Origin of the sequence: Pseudomonas indica NBRC 103045 (assembly GCF_002091635.1) — a bacterium.
Classification (GTDB): Bacteria; Pseudomonadota; Gammaproteobacteria; order Pseudomonadales; family Pseudomonadaceae; genus Pseudomonas_M; species Pseudomonas_M indica.
Map to the genome: position 1 here is coordinate 163,567 of NZ_BDAC01000001.1, position 20,750 is coordinate 184,316.

The window sequence follows — 20,750 nt, forward strand, 5'->3', positions numbered from 1 at the left end:
TCATTCATCTCCGAGCTTAGCCACCAGCGTCCGGTAATCGGCGCTCAACGTGGCTTGCAAAATCTCCTGCGGGAAATCGCTGGTCACGACCGCATCCCCTAACCGCCTCACCAGCACAAGGCGTAAACGCCCATCGAGTACCTTCTTGTCCACGGCCATATGCTCGAGAAAATCATCGGGCGTCATGCCTACTGGCGGCACGACCGGCAAGCCAGCCCTCTGCAACAAACGAATCCCACGATTTCGTTCCTCGACAGATATCCAACCCAGCCGCGCCGACATTTCCAGAGCCATCACGGTACCGGCCGCCACAGCCTCGCCATGCAGCCAGACGCCATACCCCTGATGCGTTTCGATGGCATGGCCAAAGGTATGCCCCAGATTGAGGATCGCCCGAAGCCCCGACTCCCGCTCATCCACACCGACGACCCGCGCTTTGGCCGCACAGGAGCGCTCGATTGCCTCGGTCAGTACGGCCGAATCCAGCGCACGCAGCGCCGACATGTTGTCTTCGAGCCAACCAAGGAACGGCTCGTCGCAGATCAAACCATACTTGATGACTTCGGCAAGACCGGCGGAAAGCTCGCGAGCGGGTAGGGTGGACAAAGTCGACGTATCGATGATGACCGCCTTCGGCTGATAGAAGGCCCCCACCATGTTCTTGCCCAGCGGGTGATTGATGCCTGTCTTGCCACCTACCGACGAGTCGACCTGCGAAAGCAGCGTAGTCGGAACCTGAAGGAAATCGACCCCACGCTGATAGCAGGCGGCTGCAAATCCGGCCATGTCCCCTATCACACCACCTCCAAGCGCGATGATGGTCGTTCGGCGATCATGGCGCTCGGCAAGAAGACTATCGAAGATTCTCTGCAGCGTTTCCCAATTCTTGTAGGCCTCGCCGTCGGGAAGAACTATCGGCGTCACGCCGTAGCCAGCCAACGTCTGAGTCAGTCGGCCCAAATAGAGAGGAGCTACGGTTTCGTTGGTGACAATAGCCACCTGCCGACCAGCAATATAGGGAACGATCAGCTCCGGCTGCGCCAGCAAACCTTCACCGATGTGGATGGGATAACTACGCTCGCCGAGATCGACCTGAAGAGTCCGCATGACGCCCCCGATAATGAAAGGGCCCTAGAATAACGCAGATCGCCCTGCGCTTTAACGGGGAGGTAGAGACTGCAGACGCTCGAGAATTTCCTGCACGACCATCCGTGGCGGTCGCTCATCGGTCTCTACGATGATATCCGCAATCTCGCGGTACAGCGGGTCGCGGATTTCCATCAAACCTCGCAGAACAGCCCCTGGGTCGGCCGTGCGAAGCAGGGGACGATTCCTGTCCCTGGCTGTTCGATCAAGCTGCTGAGCCACCGACGTATGCAGGTACACGACACGACCACCGGCCCGCAGCGCTTGCCGATTTTCCGGCCGCAATACCGCACCACCTCCGGTAGCCAGTACCACGCCCCCCAAGTCGCACAGCTCAGCAAGCATAGCCTGCTCCCGATCACGAAAGCCCTGCTCCCCCTCGACATCGAAAATCCAGGGAATATCGGCTCCCGTCCGCTGCTCGATTTCCTTGTCGGAATCCTTGAACGGAAAACGCAGCTCTTTGGCAAGCAAACGCCCGATGGTGCTCTTTCCAGCACCCATCGGGCCTACAAGGATCACATTCCGCACTGAACGCTCAACGACTCACAGCAATAGCCTGATTATTCATGATACGCGGAGTGAGGAAAATGAGCAGCTCGGATTTGCTATCCGTAACGGTATCGCGGCGGAACAGTCGACCGAGATAAGGCAGATCACCAAGGAAGGGAACCTTATCCACACTTTTTTGCTGAGTATTCGAGAATACCCCACCGATTACGATGGTCTCGCCATCAGTAACCAATACCTTGGCATTGACCTCATTCTTATCGATAGGCGGAACACCATTGAGCGCGTTGGCAAAGTCCGGGGCATCCTTGGTTACTTTTACCTCCATGATCACCCGATTATCCGGTGTGATCTGAGGAGTAACTTCCAGAGAAAGTGCAGCCTCTTTGAACGAAACGCTAGTAGCGCCACTCGAACTGGCTTCTTGATAAGGAATTTCGGATCCTTTCAGGATCTTGGCCGTTTCCTTGTCCGAAGTAACCACTTTCGGCTGGGAAATCACTTCGCCGTTGCCGGTTTTTTCCATTGCAGACAGCTCAAGGTCAAGCAAAACGTTATTGGTTACAAAACCGATACCAATACCTGATGTTACGTTATCAGCTCCCATATCAACGAACGGAATATTACGAGTCAGATCGTCACCGGTATTACCTGCTTCATCCCCATTATCATCATTACCATAGACAGTCCAATTGCCACCATTGGGATTGATTGACCCACCCCAACGCACACCTAAACTTTTATCATAGTCGACATTAGCTTCAACAATGCGAGCCTCAATCATTACCTGCCGAACAGGAATATCCAACTGAGTAATAATTCGACGCAACTCATCAATACGCTCCTGCGTCAACGTCACAATGAGGCTATTGGTCCTATCATCAAAAATGACCGACCCCCTCATATCATCTTTCAGCGTTCCTTTGGCAGCATCGTCCTCATAAAGCTTCGCAATATCGGAAGCCTTCGCATAATTCAGCTGAATGATGTCCTTTTTAAGAGGAGCCAACTCGGCAACCTGCTTCTGCGCCTCCAGTTCTTGCCGCTCGCGAGCTGCAATTTCGTCAGCCGGAGCGACCATCAGCACATTGCCAATCTTGCGCTTATCCAGCCCCTTGGTCTTGAGGACGAGATCCAGAGCCTGATCCCATGGAACGTTCTGAAGACGCAACGTGATATTGCCTTGAACGGTATCGCTCGCTACCAGATTGAGGTCGGTAAAGTCGGCGATCAATTGCAGAACCGAGCGAACGTCAATATCCTGAAAATTCAAGGACAACTTCTCACCGGAGTAAGTGAACCGTTCCGCTTTACGTTTTTCCAAGTCATCCTGAGTCAGCGGTTTGACGCTGATCGTCAATTTGTTATCAGCCTGATACGCCAAGTAGTCATAGAAACCCGTCGGCTCGATGGTAATCGTAGACTTGTCGGCCTGAGCGGTCGCACTGACGAACTGGACAGGTGTGGCGAAATCCTTCACATCGAGACGAACTCGCAACTGTTCAGGAAGCTGGGTCTTAGGGAAATCCAGCCGAATCTTGCCGCCCTGCTCCTGAATATCCGGGCTAACGGACGGGTCGGAGAGCTCAATGACAACATTACCCTCACCCTGTTCACCACGTTGGAAGTCGACATTGCTGATTGCGCGCCCGACCGGGATATAAGGCTTGGTGACCGATTGAACAGGAGCAGGCGCCGAAACGGCAGGACGGGCGGCCGTCGTGGGAACGACACTTTCGCCAACTACGACAAAAAGGTTATTACCTTCGACACGGGTGCTGTACGGCGCAAGCGTCGTCAGATTGATGATCAGCCGGGTACGGTCTTTCGCTTCGACCACGGTAACGCTACGAGCGTTACCCACACCGATTTCCTTGTTTTTGGCACCCAACTTGTTGCTCACACCCGGTAGGTCGAGTGCGATGCGCGCCGGCTGTTCAATAGTGTAGCCACGCGGCGCCTGAACCGGCTCATCGAAAACCAGCTTAAGCTCGACCTTATCACCCGGTAATGCCGCAACATCCAGAGCTTTTAGATCTGCCGCCAGCAGTGCTGGCGACATCAGGGCGGCCATGAGAGATATGCCGAGGAACGAAAGGGAACTGTTCATTATCTGATTCCGTTGTGCAGATCGCTGATTATTTTTCATCTTGGTCCCGCCCTCAGGAGCGTTCTTTCAGAGTGAGACTCCGCGGACGTTCCAGCCAGCCGCCTTCACCATCCGGAACGATCTCGACCACGTCGATCTGCCCCTCATTGATGGCAACGATGCGACCATGGTTGCGCCCCAGATAATCGCCAACCTTAACCCGATGGACCCCACCCGCGCCTTGAACCAAAGCAAACATTCCAGCTTCGTTCGAGAGCGTGCCGACCATCACGAAGGTTTCGATGTTGAACCCTTCGAGGAACTGTTTAACGCGGGTCTCATCCGGCTTGATGTCTTTCGAACCCTTCTTCTGGCTGGCCAGATCGATCTTCACTGGCGGCTGGAAAGGGCTTCGTAGCGATGCAGCACTATAGGTGAACGCTTCATAAGGTTGGAATTTCGGCAGAGGCTCGATGGCACCTTTAGGCCGCGCACGAACTTCATCCATGTAAGCCTGCAAATCGCTGAAGTCCCCCCCCGCATCACATCCGGAGAGGCCAGCCAATAACAGACCAGCAAATATCAGGCGGGCGGTCTTCATTGCTGCTGCCCCTTGTCGTTATAGCGATACGTCTTTGCAACGATGCTCATCCGCAATTTCGAAACACTGTCCTTATCGACAGGCTTAATTTCGAAGTCGTGCAGCGTCACAATTCGCGGCAAGCTGGCAACACCACTCACAAAGGTAGCCAGATCATGGTACCCACCGACCACCACGATCTGAATCGGCAATTCGATATAGAACTGCTTGACCGATTCCGGTTGGAGCTTGATCTCCTCGAACTCCAGACCACTGCCCAGGCCCGTACGGGTAATATCCTCAAGCAGACCCGGAACTTCAGTGTCGCTGGGTAGCTGCCGCAAAAGGGCCCCGAAGGACTCTTCCATCTCCTTCATCTGATCTTTGTAAGCCTCGAGATTGGCAGCTTGGAATGCCTTGGTGGAAAACTGCTGTTTCAGCGTTTCCTCTTGCGCCTGTTGCTGCTCAAGCTGCGCCTGCAGGTCCTTCAAATGAAAGTTGTAGCCCAGCGCAAGAACGGCAACGATCAACAAAATACAAGTGATGACCTTAACCGGAGCCGGCCACGACCCCAGGTTATTAACATCGAGGTCTGAAAGATCGACCTTTTTCAGACTTTCAAGCGAATCGGCCAGACTCATTTCTTGGCTCCTTCTGCTTCGAGGGACGGCTGCGTCTGCTGTACGGTCAGCTGGAATACGTTCGCCTGATCCACTCCACCTGCCGTAATGGCTTTCACCTCGGTCAGATTTGGCGCCTCGAGCCATTCGGATGCATCGAGGTTACGCATCAAGTTGGAGACCCGATTGTTGGATTCGGCAGCCCCGACGATGGCGATCGTTTTGTCAGTCATCTTCAAGCCAGTGAAATAAACACCGTCAGGCAATGTACGAACCAGTTGATCGAATACACGGCCAATGATCGGCCGGTTACCCTGCAGATCCTGAATGATCTTCATCCGCTCCAGCAGTTGCTGACGGCGCGTCTTTAGCTCGCTGATTTCCTTGATGCGCGCATCGAGGACAGCAATCTCCTTCTGAATGAATGCATTGCGTGCATTCTGGTTCTCGATGGCGCTGTTCAGATACTGATCACCCAGAAACACCAGTGCACCGGAAGCGATCAGAACGCCCGCCAGGGTTACCAGAAACTGCTGCTTTCGTTCTTCGCGTAGCTGTTCGCGCCAAGGAAGTAGGTTGATGCGCGCCATCAGTCGAAACTCCTCATCGCCAAGCCACACGCAATCATCAATGCCGGGGCATCGCTCGCCAGCGCGCCCGCATTGACCTTGCCACTCAATGCCATGTCAGCGAAGGGGTTCGCGACCAGGGTCGGAGTGCCGATCTTCTGCTGGATCAGACGATCCAGGTCGGGAATCGAAGCAGTCCCGCCGGCCAGGAGAATGTAGTCGACATCATTGAATTGACCCGCAGCGAAGAAGAACTGCAGGGAACGAGAAACCTGTTGGACCACCGCCTCCTTGAAAGGCTGCAAGACCTCGCTCTCGTAATCGTCCGGAAGACCGCCCTGCTTCTTGGCGAGTCCGGCCTCTTCCACGGAGAGGCCATAGCGACGCTGGATTTCCTCCGTCAGTTGCCGGCCACCGAAAAGCTGCTCGCGCGTATAGATGGTGCGCCCGTTATGCAGCACGCTCAGCGTGGTCATGGTGGCGCCGATATCAACTACCGCGACGGTCAATTCGTCATGACCATTGCCGAGTTGCGCCTCGAGCAATCCGTAGGCACGCTCCAGCGCATAAGCCTCGACATCGACGACCTTCGCCGTCAGACCGGCAAGCGCCAAGGCGGCCTCGCGGACCTCCACGTTCTCTTTACGGCAGGCCGCAAGAAGCACTTCGACGCGATCGGGATTGCGTGGAGAAGGGCCCTGGACTTCAAAGTCGATGGCCACCTCTTCCAGCGGATATGGAATGTACTGGTCAGCCTCGATCTTCAGCTGAGTTTCCAGCTCATCATCGGAAAGCCCGGCTTCCATCTCGACGGTCTTGGTGATCACCGCAGAACCGGCGACGGCGACGGCGACCGTCTTGACGCCGGTCTTGGCTTTAGCCAGGACGCGAGACAAAGCCTGACCGACACCTTCCAGTTCGGCGATGTTCTTCTCGACGACCGCATTGGGTGGGAGCGGCTCGACGGCGTAAGCCTCTACTTTGTAGCGGCTGCCTGAGCGACTCAATTCAAGGAGCTTGACCGAGGTCGAACTGATATCGATCCCCAGCAGCGAATTCGCTTTCTTAGTGAAGAGCCCTAGCACGACCGATTTCCTATCTGCATCCGAGACTTACGGACTATTTATGTTTTTCCACATTAAATAACAGTCTTGACAGAAGCGCAAATGGCTACCTGGAGGAAAAAGCGCTTATAATGTGAACAGCTTTTCCCTTTTAGCTTTGTCTTCCGCTTAACCCATTCTTTTATCTGGAAATCCAAAAACCTTGATGCGTTTGTTGAAGTTTTTCTGGTGGTCTTTCGTCGCTGTTTTTTGTGGGCTACTGCTCAGTTTCAGCGGCGCATTCCTCTACCTCAGCCCTAGTCTCCCTTCAGTCGATTCCCTTCGTAGCATTCAGCTGCAAATCCCGCTTCGGGTTTATAGCAGCGATGCCAAGCTGATCGCAGAATTCGGGGAGATGCGCCGTTCGCCCATTCATTTCGCGGACATACCACAAGAGTTCATCCAGGCACTGCTTTCTGCCGAGGACGACAACTTCGCCAACCATTATGGCGTCGACGTGACCAGCCTGATGCGTGCTGCCACTCAATTATTGAAAAGCGGCCACATCCAGACGGGCGGTAGCACCATCACCATGCAGGTGGCGAAGAACTACTTCCTCACCAGCGAGCGGAGCTTTTCACGCAAGATCAACGAGATCCTCCTGGCCCTGCAGATCGAGCGCGAACTGAGCAAGGACGAGATTCTCGAGCTCTACGTCAACAAGATCTATCTGGGCAATCGCGCCTACGGAATCGAAGCTGCCGCCCAAGTCTATTACGGCAAATCCATCCGAGACTTGAGCCTGGCGCAGATGGCGACGATCGCCGGTCTGCCGAAAGCCCCCTCGCGCTTCAACCCCCTGGTCAACCCGACCCGCGCCAAGGAACGCCGCGACTGGATTCTCGGCCGTATGTACCGCCTCGGAAAAATCGACGAAGCGAGTTACCAGGCCGCATTGGCAGAGCCTATCGATGCCAGCTACCACGTCCCCACACCGGAACTGAGCGCCCCCTATGTTGCCGAGATGGCGCGCGCCGAAATGGTCGGACGCTATGGCAGCGACGCCTACACCGAAGGCTTCCGCGTGACAACGACGGTGCCCAGCGACCTCCAGCAGGCGGCCAATCGCGCCCTGCGCGAAGGCTTGATCAGCTACGACCAGCGACATGGCTACAGGGGACCGGAAACCCGCCTGCCGAACATGACGCGGGAAGCGTGGCAGCAGGAGTTGAGCAAGCACCGCACCATCAATGGCCTCGAGCCGGCCATCGTCACACAGGTCGAGAAGAGCGGCATCCTCGTACTGACCCGTAATGGCGAGGAAGAAGCCGTCGCCTGGGACAGCATGAAATGGGCGCGCCCCTATCTCAACACCAACAGCCTTGGGCCCCGCCCGCAATCTCCTGCCGATGTCGTGCAACCCGGCGATCTGATTCGCGTGCAGCGTAGCGAAGAAGGCAGCCTGCTATTCAGCCAGGTGCCCTCGGCCCAAAGCGCGCTGGTTTCCCTGGACCCGCAGAATGGTGCCATCCGTGCACTGGTCGGAGGCTTCTCCTTCGAACAGAGCAACTACAACCGGGCGGCCCAAGCCAAGCGCCAGCCCGGCTCGAGCTTCAAGCCCTTCCTTTATACAGCAGCACTGGACAGTGGCTTCACCGCGGCGACCATGGTCAACGATGCTCCCATCGTGTTCCATGAAGCTGGCATGGAAGAGGCCTGGCGACCGAAGAACGACAACAACACCTTCCTCGGCCCGATCCGGTTGCGCGAGGCGCTCTACAAGTCCCGCAACCTGGTTTCCATTCGCCTGCTCCAGACCATCGGCATCGACTATGCGCTGGACTACGTGACCCGGTTCGGCTTCAACAGGCAGGAGCTCCCGCGCAATCTGTCCCTCGCGCTGGGTACCGCCAACCTGACCCCTCTGGAAGTAGCCGGCGGCTGGACCGTCTTCGCCAATGGCGGCTACAAAGTGCAGCCCTACCTGATCGAGCGAATTGAAAGCCGGGAAGGCGAGCCTCTTTATGTAGCCAACCCGCCGAGCGTCCCAACCGAAGAGAACATGGCCCAACAGCCGGAGCCCTCCGAAGAAAGGGAAGCCACTATCACCCAGGTGAGTAACAGCCCCGCCGTCCCCGCCGAACCGGCCATAGCCGAACGCGTGGTAGACCCACGCACCACCTACATCATGACCAGCATGCTGCAGGATGTGATCAAGCGCGGCACCGGACGCAGGGCGCTGAGCATGAAGCGAGGCGACATAGCCGGCAAGACCGGCACCACCAACGAATCCAAGGACAGCTGGTTCTCCGGCTACAACGCAGACTTGGTCACGACGGTCTGGGCCGGCTTCGATCAGCCGGAAAGCCTGGGGCGCAATGAGTACGGCGGGACCGTTGCCTTGCCGATCTGGATCGATTTCATGAGCGCCGCACTCAAGGAAAAGCCGGAGCACGTCCAGCCCGAGCCGGAGGGTCTGCTTACACTGCGCATTGACCCGATCACCGGTCGTGCAGCCTCACCGGGCTCGCCCAACGCCTACTTCGAACTGTTCAAGAGCGAGGATTCGCCCCCGCCCATGAACGAACTCGAACCAGGCATGGGCTTCCCGGGCAGCCCGCTACCCGCCGACGAAGCCGCACCCATCGATCTGTTCTGATAGACAGCCCCATAAAAACAAAACCCCGCCGAAGCGGGGTTTTGTTTTGAGAGCTTGGCAGCTTAGCCGTTGAAGACGTCGTCCACCGACTTCAGCGGGTAGTGCTTCGGATACGGCAGAGTGGCTACGCCGCTCTCGATCGCAGCCTTGGCCACGGCGTCGCACACCACGGTAATCAGACGAGCATCCATCGGCTTCGGAATGATGTACTCGCGACCGAACTCCAGCTTGATGCCACCGTAGGCGTCGCAGACTTCCTGCGGAACCGGCAGCTTGGCCAGGTCGCGCAACGCCAGGGCGGCGGCAATCTTCATTTCTTCGTTGATGCGGGTCGCGCGAACATCGAGCGCACCACGGAAGATGAAGGGGAAGCCGAGCACGTTGTTCACCTGGTTCGGATAGTCCGAACGACCGGTGGCCATGATCACGTCATTGCGGGTTTCATGGGCCAGCTCCGGCTTGATTTCCGGGTCCGGGTTGGAGCAGGCGAAGACGATCGGGTTCGGCGCCATGCGCTTCAGGTCTTCGGCGCTCAGCAGGTTGGCGCCCGACAGGCCGACGAACACATCGGCACCTTCCAGGGCATCGGACAGTGTGCGCTTGTCAGTTTCGTGGGCGAACACGGCCTTGTACTGGTTCAGATCATCGCGACCGGCATGGATCACGCCTTTGCGGTCGATCATATAGATGTTCTCGACCTTGGCCCCCATGCTCACCAGCAGTTTCATGCAGGAGATCGCCGCAGCGCCGGCGCCCAGGCAGACGATCTTCGCCGCTTCGAGCGTCTTGCCGGAGATTTCCAACGCATTGAGCATGCCGGCGGCCGTTACGATGGCGGTGCCGTGCTGGTCGTCATGGAAGACCGGGATATCGCACTGATCGATCAATGTGCGCTCGATCTCGAAGCACTCCGGCGCCTTGATGTCTTCCAGGTTGATGCCACCGAAGGTGATGGAAATGCGCTTGACAGTGTCGATGAAGGCCTGCGGGCTTTCGGCATCGACTTCGATGTCGAACACGTCGATGCCGGCGAAACGCTTGAACAGCACGCCCTTGCCTTCCATGACCGGCTTGGAGGCCAGCGGGCCGAGGTTGCCCAGACCGAGAATAGCCGTGCCATCGGAGATGACTGCCACCAGATTGCCCTTGCCGGTATAGCGGTAGGCCAGTTCCGGATCGCGGGCGATCTCGCGTACCGGCTCGGCGACACCCGGGCTGTATGCCAGAGACAGATCACGGGCAGTGGCAGTGGGCTTGGTCAGCTCGACGCTCAGCTTCCCGGGACGGGGCTGGGCGTGATACTCGAGAGCGGCTGTTTTCAGGTCAGACATGTTGGCATTTTCCGCTTTTGCTGGTGAACAGACAGGCGGCCGAGCATACGCAAGATGAAGGGGCCCCACAAGACTGTTCAGTCACCCGTGTCAAGGCCCCTAGCGTACGACTTTAAGCCAGTCTCCTGGATGCGGCTCGCCGTTTGGGTAGAGGTTGTTGAGAAGGCGGAGACGGGCCTCCGAGTCACCGGGAAGCCGAGAAGACTTGGCGATATCCGCCATGCGCTGCCCCGGAGTGACGCGAACCAGCTGCACGCGCAACGGCTCGGCGAGCTTGCGCTCATTAGCCGCAAGCGGGCGGAAGCTCTTGATCACCGAGAGGAAGCGGGCGTCTTCGCTCTCCAGCGAGCCGCGACCTTTGATACCTGCCAGGAAGATAAAGGCATGGCCGTCCTTGTACAGGACAGCCACACGCTTGGCCGGATTGCCGGGTATGACCGCGGCATGCCCCTCCAGACCAGCCTGACGCAGCGGCTCTTCCTGAGCCAGGCGCTGTGCCCGAACGCGCTGACGTAGGAACTCCGCCGGGGTCATCCCTTGCTTGGGCTCCTCGAGCACCATGGCGACGAAGGCTTGCTGGTCGGGAGAGAGACCAATCAAGGCATCGGGACGGTTGACCATCTGCCAGCCATCCGGAAAGCGCAGAGTGAAACCGAGCCCCGCGTGATAAAACTGCTGGCCACGACGCACACCACTGGCCTCCGAATCGCCGAAAGGCAACCCCTCCAGCGCCTTCAGGAACGCCTCCCGGTTAACTTCCTGCTGCCCGCTCGCCAATGCCTGGGCCGGGCCGATCACCTGTTGCAAACGACGGTCGTTGTCCGGGTGGGTATCGAAGATTCCGTGATAACTGGCAGGAGCCGGCTGGCCGCTCTTCGCCGCTTGATCCCGGGCAAAGGTCTCCTGGTTCTTCAGGATCTTCACGACCTCGATCATCGCCTGCGGATCGTAGCCGCTGCGCGCCAGGTACTGGGCACCGAGCCCGTCGGCTTCCAGCTCCATGTCCCGACCGTAGCCACGCACGAATGCCGTGCCCAGCACATTGGTGAGGTCGCCCGCGGCACTGACTCCGGTGCCGATGGCCACTGCCTGCCCCAACAACCCCCAGGCAGTCGACTGGCTCTGCTGGCGTACGCTGTGGCGAGCGGTGACATGGCCGATCTCATGCCCCAGCACGGCCGCCAGCTCCGCCTCGGTGTTCAGATAGGCGAGCAACCCGCGATGGATATAGATGTGCCCACCGGGCAAGGCGAAAGCGTTGATGTCCGGGCTATCGATGACCGTGAAGGTATAGGCCAGGCTGCTCCGGTGCCCATGCCGTGCCACCCGCTCGCCCACTTGCTGGACATAGGCCTGGAGTTTCTCATCGGCGTAACGCGGGTTCTGCTTGAGGATTTCCTGGCTATAGCGCTGACCGAGATCGATCTCTTCGCGCTCGCTCATCATCACGAAATCGGTGCGCCCGGTCGCCGGATTCACCGCACAGCCAGCCAGAATGAAAGGCGCCAGGAGCAGAGCACAAAGACGCATCATCGAACGACCTCCAGCATCGCGGGAGAAGTGAGAGGCAGCAGCCAACGGGCCTGCCCGGATCTAGCCTCCCCGCTGCGGGACCTATCCATCACCCAACCACGCACTTCCACGTCGCGGCCGGCCAATGCCATGAGCACTTTCTCATCGAAGGACGCGATCAGTCGGGGCTCGACACGCAGGACCAACGGCCCCTCCATCTCGAGCCAGATACCTCCGCGATTCCGCTCCACTTTTGCCACCCGCCCCCTGATCAACGCGAAGCCGCTTTGCTCGAGCGCAGCCGCCTCCAGCCAGGGCGCACGCCGCCAGAGCCCCCGCCGCGCCTCGCGCGCATCCCGCTCGGCGGCACGCTGACACTCCGCCAGGGCCACGTTCGGCTCGACCGCCACGGCGAAGCCCAACCCTTCCGCCAGCAATACGGCCTCGATATTGCGCCCGCCGGCGTCATAAGCATGCGCCAAGGTACGGCCATAGCGGTCCTTGGCCTGCCGACCGGGACGTAGCCCGACCCGACCATCGTTCGCCGCTACGAGCTGAGCAAGGCGCTTGCGCGCCGCCTCGGCAAAGGGCTCGTCGGAACGCCCCTTGCGCCCCAGCTCGGGAGCATTCAGGCCGATCAACCGGATGCTGCGACCATCGACGAGGCGCACGGTGTCGCCATCCACCACCTTCTGCACCGGCAGTTGCGGCAGCTTGCCCGGAGACGGACAGAACGCCATCGCCGGGGAGAACCAAAGAACGGAAACGAAAAAGGCGCCCACAAGGGACGCCTTTTTCATCGACTCGGAAAAACCCATCAGGCTTCCCGTAGCGCGGGCCAGATTACTTGGCGCCGAACACGCCGAAACGCTGCTTGAAGCGATCGATACGGCCGCCGGTGTCCAGCACTTTCTGCTTGCCGGTGTAGAACGGGTGGCACTCGGAGCACACGTCCAGGCTGATCGGCTTGCACAGGGTTGAACGGGTCTTGATGACGTTGCCGCAGCTGCAGGTGGCAACGACTTCATCGTACGCGGGATGGATTTCCGGTTTCATCGTCTGATCCTCAGGTCTAGCGTGCCGCCACCCGACCCTATGTCGGATACCGCACGGAAATAGGCGGCGGATAATACCAGAGCACGGGATCGATGCAAGCGAGGCGGTAACCGGCCGTCGTTTGGGGCCATGCTAAGATCGCGGCCTTTATCGAGGATCGCCGCTTGCCCGACGCCCAACCCCACTCGCCCATCCTGCGTCTTGCCCTGCCCTCGCCGCTGCGTCGCCTGTTCGACTACCGCGCGCCGACCGGCGTACCGCGCGGAGCGCTGCAGCCCGGGGTGCGCCTGCGCGTGCCGTTCGGCCGGCGCGAGGTGGTCGGCGTCCTGGTCGAGCTCAGCGATCACAGCGAGGTGCCCGCCGACAAACTCAAGGCCGCCCTCGAACTGCTCGACCAGCGCCCGCCATTGCCGGCGTCGCTGTTCAAGCTGTGCCTGTGGACCGCGCAGTACTACCAACACAGCTTGGGCGACACCCTGAGCTGGGCGCTGCCCGTCCTGCTGCGTCAGGGCGAACCGGCCGAGGCGAGGCAGGAGCGTTTCTGGCACGCGGCGCCGGATGTGCGCCTCGATGACCCGCGCCTGGCGCGGGCTCCGCGTCAGAAACAGGCGCTGCAGACCCTCGCCCAGCACCCCCATGGCGTGGCGCATCAACTGCTCGGCAAACTGCAGATCAACAAGGACAGCCTCGACCTGCTCCTGGAAAAGGGCCTCGTGCGCGTCGAGGTGCGCAGACATCGGCCTGCCGAGCATCATGGTGGCTGGCTGGCGCAGCCCGAACTGCCGCTGAACGCCGAACAGCGCGCCGCCGCCGAGGCGGTACACGCCGGTTTTGGCCGGTTCGGCGCCTACCTGCTGGCCGGCGTCACCGGCAGCGGCAAGACCGAGGTGTACCTGCAATTGATCCGCCAGACCCTGGAAGCCGGCAAACAGGCCCTGGTACTGATCCCGGAAATCAACCTCGGCCCGCAAACGCTGGAACGCTTCGCCCGCCGCTTCAACGCCCGCATCGCCCTGCTGCACTCCAACGTCAACGACCGCGAGCGCCTGGACGCCTGGCTGGCGGCACGCGACGGCGAGGCGGACATCGTCATCGGTACCCGTTCGGCGCTGTTCACGCCGCTGAAGCATCCGGGCTTGATCATCGTCGACGAGGAGCACGACGCTTCTTATAAACAGCAGGAAGGGCTGCGTTATCACGCCCGCGATCTCGCTCTGGTCCGTGCCCGGCAGGAAGACGTGCCGATTCTGCTCGGCTCCGCCACGCCCTCGCTGGAAAGCCTGCAGAACGCCTATGCCGGCCGCTATGCCCTGCTCAAGCTCACCCAGCGCGCCGGCGGTGCGCGTCAGCCGCGCTTCCTGCGCCTGGACGTGAAGAGCCGTCCGCTGGACTCCGGCATCTCCGGGCCGATGCAACAGGCCATCGGCCAGACCCTGGAAGCCGGCCAGCAAGTGCTGGTCTTCCTCAACCGCAGGGGTTTCGCGCCGACCCTGCTCTGTCACGACTGCGGCTGGATCAGCCAGTGCCCACGCTGCGATGCACGAATGACCGTACACCAGCGATCCGGCGAACTGCGCTGCCACCACTGCGGTCACGCGCAGCGCCCACCGAGCAATTGCCCGGATTGCGGCAAGGTGGACCTGCGCCCGATTGGCGCCGGCACCGAGCGCGCCGAAGAACGCCTGCGCATCCTCTTCCCGGAATACCCGGTGCTGCGCATCGACCGCGACAGTACGTCGCGCAAGGGCGCGATGGACCAGTTGTTCGGCACCATCCAGCGCGGCCACCCATGCATCCTGGTAGGCACCCAGATGCTCGCCAAGGGACATCATTTCCCCCGCGTCACCCTGGTGGCCATCCTCGATGCCGACGGGGGACTGTTCTCCGCCGACTTCCGTGCCAGCGAGCGCATGGCCCAATTGATCGTTCAGGTCGCCGGACGCGCCGGACGTGCCGAGGAGCCCGGCAAGGTCATCATCCAGACCCACCTGGCCGACCACCCTCTGCTCGTGCAACTCACCGAACAGGGCTACTTCGCCTTCGCCGAGCAGGCCCTGAGCGAGCGCCGCGCCGCCGGCCTGCCACCGTTCACCCACCTGGCGCTGCTACGCGCCGAAGCGCACAAGCCCGGCCAAGCCGAGGGTTTTCTCGACGAGGCCTGTACGGAAGCCGATCGGCTCCTGGCCGAACTGCAACTGGGCAGCATCGAGCTGCTCGGCCCCGTTCCGGCGCCGATGGAACGCCGTGCCGGCCGCTATCGTGCGCAACTCCTGCTACAAGGTAACGCCCGCGCGCCGCTGCATCGTCTGATGAACGCCTGGCTGCCGATACTCGAACACCTGCCTGGCGGCCGCGCGGTACGCTGGTCGCTGGACGTGGACCCGATCGACCTGTTCTGAGCCCTTGCCGCACAAGGCATGCGCGCCGCAGGTGGCTTGCAGCTCGCCGCTGCTTTTATAATGCGCAGTTTTCAACCAGCGCCCCGAGGCGCCGCCGTCCCCACGGCCAAACGAGCGGACCATGAAAGACACCATTCGCCAGCTGATCCAGCACGCCCTGAACCATCTCGCCAGCGAGGGCGTTCTGCCCGAAGGGCTGAGCCCGGCGATCCAGGTGGAAAACACCAAGGACAAGAGCCACGGCGATTTCGCCAGCAACATCGCCATGATGCTGGCCAAACCGGCTGGGATGAAACCGCGCGACCTGGCGGAAAAACTGATCGCCGCCCTGCCGGCCAACGAGCAGGTGGCCAAGGTGGAGATCGCCGGCCCCGGCTTCCTCAATTTCTTCCAGAACACCGGCGCCCTCGCCCAGCGCCTCGAAGCCGCATTGGCCGATGCCAAGCTGGGCGTACGCAAGGCCGGAGCGAAGGAGCGGGTCGTCGTGGACCTGTCCGCGCCCAACCTGGCCAAGGAAATGCACGTTGGCCACCTGCGTTCGACCATCATTGGCGACGGCGTGGCCCGGGTGCTGGAATTCCTCGGCGATGAAGTGATCCGCCAGAACCACGTGGGCGACTGGGGCACCCAGTTCGGCATGCTGCTGGCCTACCTGCAGGAAAACCCGGCCTCCGCCGAGAGCGAGCTGTCCGACCTGGAACAGTTCTATCGCGCCGCGAAGAAGCGTTTCGACGAATCCAGCGAATTCGCCGACCGCGCCCGCGAACTGGTGGTGCAGTTGCAGGCGGGCGATGCGGAATGCCTGCGTCTCTGGCACCGCTTCAACGACATCTCGCTGTCGCATTGCCAGAAGGTCTACGACCGCCTCAACGTCAAGCTGACACCCGCCGACGTCAAGGGCGAAAGCGCCTACAACGACGACCTGCCCAATGTGATCGCCGACCTGCGCAGCGCCAGCCTGCTCACCGAGAGCGAGGGCGCCCAGTGCGTGTTCCTCGACGAATTCAAGAATGCCGAAGGCAATCCGCTGCCGGTAATCGTGCAGAAGGCCGGCGGCGGTTACCTCTATGCCACCACCGACCTCGCCGCGATGCGCTACCGCAGCCGCGTACTCAAGGCCGACCGCGCCCTGTATTTCGTCGACCAGCGCCAAGCCCTTCACTTCCAGATGGCTTTCGCCGTGGCACGCCGTGCCGGCTTCGTCCATGACGGCATGGATCTCGAGCACATGGGCTTCGGTACCATGAACGGCGCCGACGGCCGTCCCTTCAAGACCCGCGACGGCGGCACGGTGAAGCTGATCGACCTGCTCGACGAGGCCGAAGAGCGCGCCTACAAACTGGTGAAGGAGCGTAACCAGCAGCGCGCCGAACGGGGCGAAACGCCGCTGAAAGAAGACGAGCTGCGCCAGATCGGCCGCGTCGTGGGCATCGACTCGGTGAAGTACGCCGACCTCTCCAAGCACCGCACCAGCGACTACAACTTCAACTTCGAGCAGATGCTCAGCTTCGAGGGCAACACCGCGCCCTACCTGCTCTACGCCTATACCCGCGTGGCCAGCGTGTTCCGCAAATTGGGGAAGGGCTTCGACGAAATCGAGGGCCACATCGCCCTGGATGCCGAGCAGGAGATCGCCCTGGCGGCCAAGCTGGCGCAGTTCGGCGAAGTGCTCAACAGCGTTGCCGAGAAAGGCGTCCCGCACCTGTTGTGCGCCTATCTGTATGATCTGGCCGGTCTGTTTTCCAGCTTCTACGAGCACTGCCCGATCCTCACCGCGGAGGAGCCGGCACAACAGCAGAGCCGCCTGCGCCTCGCGGCGCTGACCGGCCGTACCCTCAAGCAGGGTCTGGAACTGCTCGGGCTGGAAACTCTGGAACGCATGTAAAGGGAAGCCCGGAAGCGCATGGCGAAGAAAAAAGCAGCACCCAAGCGCGGCGCGAGCCGCTATCAGGCACCCAAGAACAAACCGGTGCCGGGCTGGGTGTGGATGGTCTGCGGCCTCGCCATCGGCGGTTTCCTGGTGTTCCTGATGAAACTGGAGCCGGGGCGCAACGAAGTGAAGCGGCCCAAGCCCGAACAGGCACGCCCCGGCACCACCAGCCAGCCGGCCAAGACCCCGCAGCCGGCGCAGCCCGAGAAGCCGAAGTACGACTTCTACACGCTGCTGCCCGAATCCGAAGTCATCGTGCAACCGGAAGCACTGCCGGAGCCGACGCCGGCACCAACGCCCCCGCCGACACAGCCGCCGGTCAAGCTGACCCCGGAACAGGAGGCAGCCAAGGCCGAGGCGCTGCTCAACGGCAAGACGCCGCCACCGATTCCCACGCCCACGCCGCCGCCCACCGTGGCCAAGGCGCCGGTCACCCAGTTCTTCCTGCAGGCCGGCTCGTTCCGCCGCAAGGACGACGCCGAAGCGGTGCGGGCCCAGATCATCCTGCTCGGCCAGAACGTGAAGGTGGAATCCGGCACCGTGCGCGACGAAACCTGGCACCGGGTAATGGTCGGCCCCTTCGCCAACCGCGAGCAGCTCAACAGCGCGCAAAAGGAACTCAGCGCCAACGGTTTCAGCAACCTGTTGCTGCAACAGCGCCAGGTACGCTGACCCCAGCGGAAGCGGGCTCCGACCCGCTCCATCCGGGCCCGCACGGCAGCGGAGCGACGCAATCCGTCGCTGTCACCCGGCCAGCCTTGAAACCCTCATCCGCCTGCCCCATATACCCTGCATAACGCCGTCTGCAGGAGTAAGTCCCTTGACCACCATCGTTTCAGTCCGCCGCCACGGCAAAGTCGTCATGGGTGGCGACGGCCAGGTTTCCCTCGGCAACACTGTCATGAAAGGCAACGCGAAGAAGGTACGCCACCTGTACCACGGCCAGGTCCTGGCCGGCTTTGCCGGTGCCACGGCGGACGCCTTCACCCTGTTCGAGCGCTTCGAAGGCCAGTTGGAGAAACACCAGGGCCATCTGGTCCGTGCCGCCGTGGAGCTGGCCAAGGATTGGCGTACCGACCGTTCGCTGAGCCGGCTGGAGGCGATGCTCGCCGTGGCCAACAAGGACGCGTCGCTGATCATCACCGGCAACGGCGACGTGGTCGAACCCGAGCACGGCCTGATCGCCATGGGCTCCGGCGGCGGTTACGCCCAGGCCGCGGCCATGGCGCTGCTGCAGCACAACGATGCGCTGTCCGCCCGCGAAGTCGCGGAAACCGCCTTGAAGATCGCCGGGGCCATCTGCGTCTTCACCAACCAGAATCTGACCATCGAGGAGCTGGACTCCGCCGTCTGAGGCGCGTCCGCTCTGGAGCCTTACGCATGTCCATGACGCCCCGCGAGATCGTTCACGAACTCAACCGCCATATCATCGGCCAGGACGACGCCAAGCGCGCCGTGGCCATTGCCCTGCGCAACCGCTGGCGGCGCATGCAGTTGCCCGTCGAACTGCGCCAGGAAGTCACGCCGAAGAACATCCTGATGATCGGCCCCACCGGGGTCGGCAAGACCGAGATCGCCCGTCGCCTGGCCAAACTGGCCAACGCTCCCTTCCTGAAGGTCGAGGCGACCAAGTTCACCGAGGTCGGCTATGTCGGCCGCGATGTGGAGTCAATCATCCGCGACCTCGCCGATGCCGCGGTGAAGATGCTCCGCGAACAGGAAATCCAGAAAGTCCGTTACCGCGCCGAAGATGCCGCCGAAGAGCGCATCCTTGATGCTCTGCTTCCGCCGGCGCGACCGGTCGGCTTCAGCGAAGAGCCGGTGCGCAGCGAAGATTCGAACACCCGCCAACTGTTCCGCAAACGCCTGCGCGAAGGCCAGTTGGATGACAAGGAAATCGACATCGAGGTGGCTGACGTGCCCTCCGGCGTGGAGATCATGGCGCCACCCGGCATGGAGGAGATGACCAGCCAGTTGCAGAACCTCTTCTCCGGCTTGGCCAAGGGCAAGAAGAAGAGCCGCAAACTCAAGGTCAGGGACGCGCTCAAGCTGATCCGCGACGAAGAGGCGGCACGCCTGGTCAACGAGGAAGAACTCAAGGCCCGTGCCCTGGAAGCGGTGGAGCAAAACGGTATCGTCTTCATCGATGAGATCGACAAGGTTGCCAAGCGCGGCAACGTTGGCGGTGCCGACGTTTCCCGCGAAGGCGTCCAGCGCGACCTCCTGCCGCTGATCGAAGGCTGTACGGTGAACACCAAGCTGGGCATGGTGAAGACCGACCACATCCTGTTCATCGCCTCCGGCGCCTTCCACCTGTCCAAGCCCAGCGACCTGGTGCCGGAGCTGCAGGGCCGCCTGCCGATCCGCGTGGAGCTGAAGGCCCTGTCGCCGCAGGACTTCGAGCGCATCCTCACCGAGCCGCACGCCTCGCTCACCGAGCAGTACCGCGAGCTGCTGAAGACCGAGGGGCTGGAAATCGAATTCGTCGAGGACGGCATCAAGCGTCTCGCCGAGATCGCCTGGCAGGTCAACGAGAAGACCGAGAACATCGGCGCCCGCCGGCTGCACACACTGCTCGAACGCCTGTTGGAAGAGGTCTCCTTCAGCGCCGCCGACCTGGCCAGCGAGCACAGCGGCAAGCCGATCCGGATCGACGCCGCCTACGTCAACAGTCACCTCGGCGAACTGGCGCAGGACGAAGACCTGTCGCGCTATATTCTCTAAGAGCAGTTGCAAGCGCCAAGCTACAAGCCGGAAGCATCCCGCTTCGACTTGTAGCTTGACGCTTGCGGCTTGGAGCTTGCGATGCGGATACCCAGCGCCATTGAACTGCACAAAGCCTCGAAGACCCTCACACTGAAATACGGTGAGGGCGAGAGCTATACCCTGCCGGCCGAATTCCTTCGCGTGCACTCGCCATCCGCCGAGGTGCAGGGGCACGGCAACCCGATACTGCAATACGGCAAACTGCATGTCGGCCTCAGCAAAATCGAGCCGGCCGGGCAGTACGCCCTCAAGCTCAGCTTCGATGACGGGCACGACAGCGGCCTGTTCACCTGGGATTACCTCCACCACCTGGCCACCAACCAGGAACGCCTGTGGAAGGAATACCTCGCCGCCCTGGCCGCAGCCGGCAAATCCCGCGACCCCGACGAGTCGGTGGTCAAGCTGATGCTGTAGTCCGCCACCCAGGCGGACCAGACCACCTCCCTCCTCCCCCTCCGCGGTTAGGGCGAATTTTCTAATCCGCCCCGGCATACTCGTCCGGGCATATGGCCATTCGCTGGGCCGCTTGCGCAAAAACCC

Annotated in this window: 18 protein-coding genes; 7 read left to right on the top strand and 11 right to left on the bottom strand. The window is 61.0% G+C overall.

The window, feature by feature from the left end; genetic code table 11:
* Genes aroB through PIN01S_RS00700 form a run of 7 tightly spaced genes read right to left on the bottom strand, consistent with a single transcriptional unit; the run spans nt 1 to nt 6,599 of the window.
* The gene (gene aroB, locus PIN01S_RS00670; RefSeq protein WP_084332908.1) at nt 1-1,107 is read right to left on the bottom strand and encodes a 3-dehydroquinate synthase; all 1,107 of its coding nucleotides are present in this window, start codon (nt 1,105-1,107) and stop codon (nt 1-3) included.
* 51 nt (nt 1,108-1,158) lie between these two features.
* Nucleotides 1,159-1,677 carry a shikimate kinase AroK gene (gene aroK, locus PIN01S_RS00675; protein WP_084332909.1) on the bottom strand — a complete coding sequence of 173 codons (519 nt, stop codon included), beginning with the start codon at nt 1,675-1,677 and terminating at the stop codon, nt 1,159-1,161.
* Nucleotides 1,678-1,684: 7 nt separating this feature from the next.
* Nucleotides 1,685-3,766 (bottom strand): type IV pilus secretin PilQ, encoded by a 2,082-nt coding sequence (locus PIN01S_RS00680; protein ID WP_084332910.1) that lies wholly within the window; start codon nt 3,764-3,766, stop codon nt 1,685-1,687.
* Between the two features lie 52 nt (nt 3,767-3,818).
* On the bottom strand, nt 3,819-4,346 hold the full coding sequence (gene pilP / locus PIN01S_RS00685) for a type 4a pilus biogenesis lipoprotein PilP (protein ID WP_084332911.1): 528 nt from the start codon (nt 4,344-4,346) through the stop codon (nt 3,819-3,821).
* Nucleotides 4,343-4,966, bottom strand: coding sequence for a type 4a pilus biogenesis protein PilO (pilO, locus tag PIN01S_RS00690; RefSeq protein WP_084332912.1), 624 nt, complete (start codon nt 4,964-4,966; stop codon nt 4,343-4,345). Before pilO ends, pilP begins: the two co-directional genes overlap by 4 nt.
* Entirely contained in the window at nt 4,963-5,535 is a 573-nt protein-coding gene (gene pilN / locus PIN01S_RS00695) for a type 4a pilus biogenesis protein PilN (RefSeq protein ID WP_084332913.1), read from the bottom strand. The genes pilO and pilN overlap by 4 nt, the downstream gene beginning before the upstream one ends.
* Entirely contained in the window at nt 5,535-6,599 is a 1,065-nt protein-coding gene (locus PIN01S_RS00700; RefSeq protein ID WP_084332914.1) for a pilus assembly protein PilM, read from the bottom strand. The genes pilN and PIN01S_RS00700 overlap by 1 nt, the downstream gene beginning before the upstream one ends.
* Nucleotides 6,600-6,783: 184 nt before the next feature.
* On the opposite strand from PIN01S_RS00700, the gene PIN01S_RS00705 reads away from it, so the two are divergent.
* The gene (locus tag PIN01S_RS00705; RefSeq protein ID WP_423814494.1) at nt 6,784-9,216 is read left to right on the top strand and encodes a penicillin-binding protein 1A; all 2,433 of its coding nucleotides are present in this window, start codon (nt 6,784-6,786) and stop codon (nt 9,214-9,216) included.
* 62 nt (nt 9,217-9,278) lie between these two features.
* Here the strand turns inward: PIN01S_RS00705 and PIN01S_RS00710 are convergent, their stop codons facing one another.
* From PIN01S_RS00710 to rpmE, 4 genes are all read right to left on the bottom strand, one after another.
* On the bottom strand, nt 9,279-10,547 hold the full coding sequence (locus PIN01S_RS00710) for a malic enzyme-like NAD(P)-binding protein (RefSeq protein WP_084332916.1): 1,269 nt from the start codon (nt 10,545-10,547) through the stop codon (nt 9,279-9,281).
* A gap of 99 nt (nt 10,548-10,646) precedes the next feature.
* On the bottom strand, nt 10,647-12,080 hold the full coding sequence (locus tag PIN01S_RS00715; protein ID WP_084332917.1) for a M48 family metalloprotease: 1,434 nt from the start codon (nt 12,078-12,080) through the stop codon (nt 10,647-10,649).
* Entirely contained in the window at nt 12,077-12,877 is an 801-nt protein-coding gene (locus tag PIN01S_RS00720) for a thermonuclease family protein (RefSeq protein ID WP_084332918.1), read from the bottom strand. The genes PIN01S_RS00715 and PIN01S_RS00720 overlap by 4 nt, the downstream gene beginning before the upstream one ends.
* 25 nt (nt 12,878-12,902) lie before the next feature.
* On the bottom strand, nt 12,903-13,115 hold the full coding sequence (gene rpmE, locus PIN01S_RS00725; protein WP_084332919.1) for a 50S ribosomal protein L31: 213 nt from the start codon (nt 13,113-13,115) through the stop codon (nt 12,903-12,905).
* A gap of 191 nt (nt 13,116-13,306) precedes the next feature.
* Between rpmE and PIN01S_RS00730 the strand changes: the two genes are divergently transcribed.
* The 6 genes from PIN01S_RS00730 to PIN01S_RS00755 all read left to right on the top strand — a co-directional run bounded on the left by PIN01S_RS00730 (nt 13,307) and on the right by PIN01S_RS00755 (nt 20,624).
* Nucleotides 13,307-15,514, top strand: a complete 2,208-nt coding sequence (locus tag PIN01S_RS00730) for a primosomal protein N' (RefSeq protein ID WP_169715775.1) — start codon at nt 13,307-13,309, stop codon at nt 15,512-15,514.
* Nucleotides 15,515-15,635: 121 nt separating this feature from the next.
* Nucleotides 15,636-17,399 (top strand): arginine--tRNA ligase, encoded by a 1,764-nt coding sequence (gene argS / locus PIN01S_RS00735; protein WP_084332921.1) that lies wholly within the window; start codon nt 15,636-15,638, stop codon nt 17,397-17,399.
* 18 nt (nt 17,400-17,417) lie between these two features.
* Nucleotides 17,418-18,116: an SPOR domain-containing protein gene (locus PIN01S_RS00740; RefSeq protein ID WP_084332922.1), complete on the top strand. Its 699-nt coding sequence runs from the start codon at nt 17,418-17,420 to the stop codon at nt 18,114-18,116.
* A 148-nt stretch (nt 18,117-18,264) separates the two neighbouring features.
* A complete protein-coding gene (hslV, locus tag PIN01S_RS00745; protein WP_084332923.1) occupies nt 18,265-18,798 on the top strand; it encodes an ATP-dependent protease subunit HslV in 534 nt (177 codons plus the stop codon).
* Between the two features lie 26 nt (nt 18,799-18,824).
* Nucleotides 18,825-20,168, top strand: coding sequence for an ATP-dependent protease ATPase subunit HslU (gene hslU / locus PIN01S_RS00750; protein WP_084332924.1), 1,344 nt, complete (start codon nt 18,825-18,827; stop codon nt 20,166-20,168).
* Between the two features lie 81 nt (nt 20,169-20,249).
* A complete protein-coding gene (locus PIN01S_RS00755) occupies nt 20,250-20,624 on the top strand; it encodes a gamma-butyrobetaine hydroxylase family protein (protein ID WP_084332926.1) in 375 nt (124 codons plus the stop codon).
* The last annotated feature ends 126 nt before the right edge of the window (nt 20,625-20,750 follow it).

Excerpts from the sequence above, each read along its gene's own strand:
- pilN (WP_084332913.1), bottom strand. The coding sequence starts at position 5,535 with ATGGCGCGCATCAACCTACTTCCTTGGCGCGAACAGCTACGCGAAGAA.
- pilO (WP_084332912.1), bottom strand. The coding sequence starts at position 4,966 with ATGAGTCTGGCCGATTCGCTTGAAAGTCTGAAAAAGGTCGATCTTTCA.
- aroB (WP_084332908.1), bottom strand. The coding sequence starts at position 1,107 with ATGCGGACTCTTCAGGTCGATCTCGGCGAGCGTAGTTATCCCATCCAC.
- PIN01S_RS00680 (WP_084332910.1), bottom strand. The coding sequence starts at position 3,766 with ATGAACAGTTCCCTTTCGTTCCTCGGCATATCTCTCATGGCCGCCCTG.
- PIN01S_RS00715 (WP_084332917.1), bottom strand. The coding sequence starts at position 12,080 with ATGATGCGTCTTTGTGCTCTGCTCCTGGCGCCTTTCATTCTGGCTGGC.
- PIN01S_RS00710 (WP_084332916.1), bottom strand. The coding sequence starts at position 10,547 with ATGTCTGACCTGAAAACAGCCGCTCTCGAGTATCACGCCCAGCCCCGT.
- PIN01S_RS00755 (WP_084332926.1), top strand. The coding sequence starts at position 20,250 with ATGCGGATACCCAGCGCCATTGAACTGCACAAAGCCTCGAAGACCCTC.
- rpmE (WP_084332919.1), bottom strand. The coding sequence starts at position 13,115 with ATGAAACCGGAAATCCATCCCGCGTACGATGAAGTCGTTGCCACCTGC.
- PIN01S_RS00740 (WP_084332922.1), top strand. The coding sequence starts at position 17,418 with ATGGCGAAGAAAAAAGCAGCACCCAAGCGCGGCGCGAGCCGCTATCAG.
- hslU (WP_084332924.1), top strand. The coding sequence starts at position 18,825 with ATGTCCATGACGCCCCGCGAGATCGTTCACGAACTCAACCGCCATATC.
- PIN01S_RS00705 (WP_423814494.1), top strand. The coding sequence starts at position 6,784 with ATGCGTTTGTTGAAGTTTTTCTGGTGGTCTTTCGTCGCTGTTTTTTGT.
- PIN01S_RS00720 (WP_084332918.1), bottom strand. The coding sequence starts at position 12,877 with ATGGGTTTTTCCGAGTCGATGAAAAAGGCGTCCCTTGTGGGCGCCTTT.
- pilP (WP_084332911.1), bottom strand. The coding sequence starts at position 4,346 with ATGAAGACCGCCCGCCTGATATTTGCTGGTCTGTTATTGGCTGGCCTC.
- argS (WP_084332921.1), top strand. The coding sequence starts at position 15,636 with ATGAAAGACACCATTCGCCAGCTGATCCAGCACGCCCTGAACCATCTC.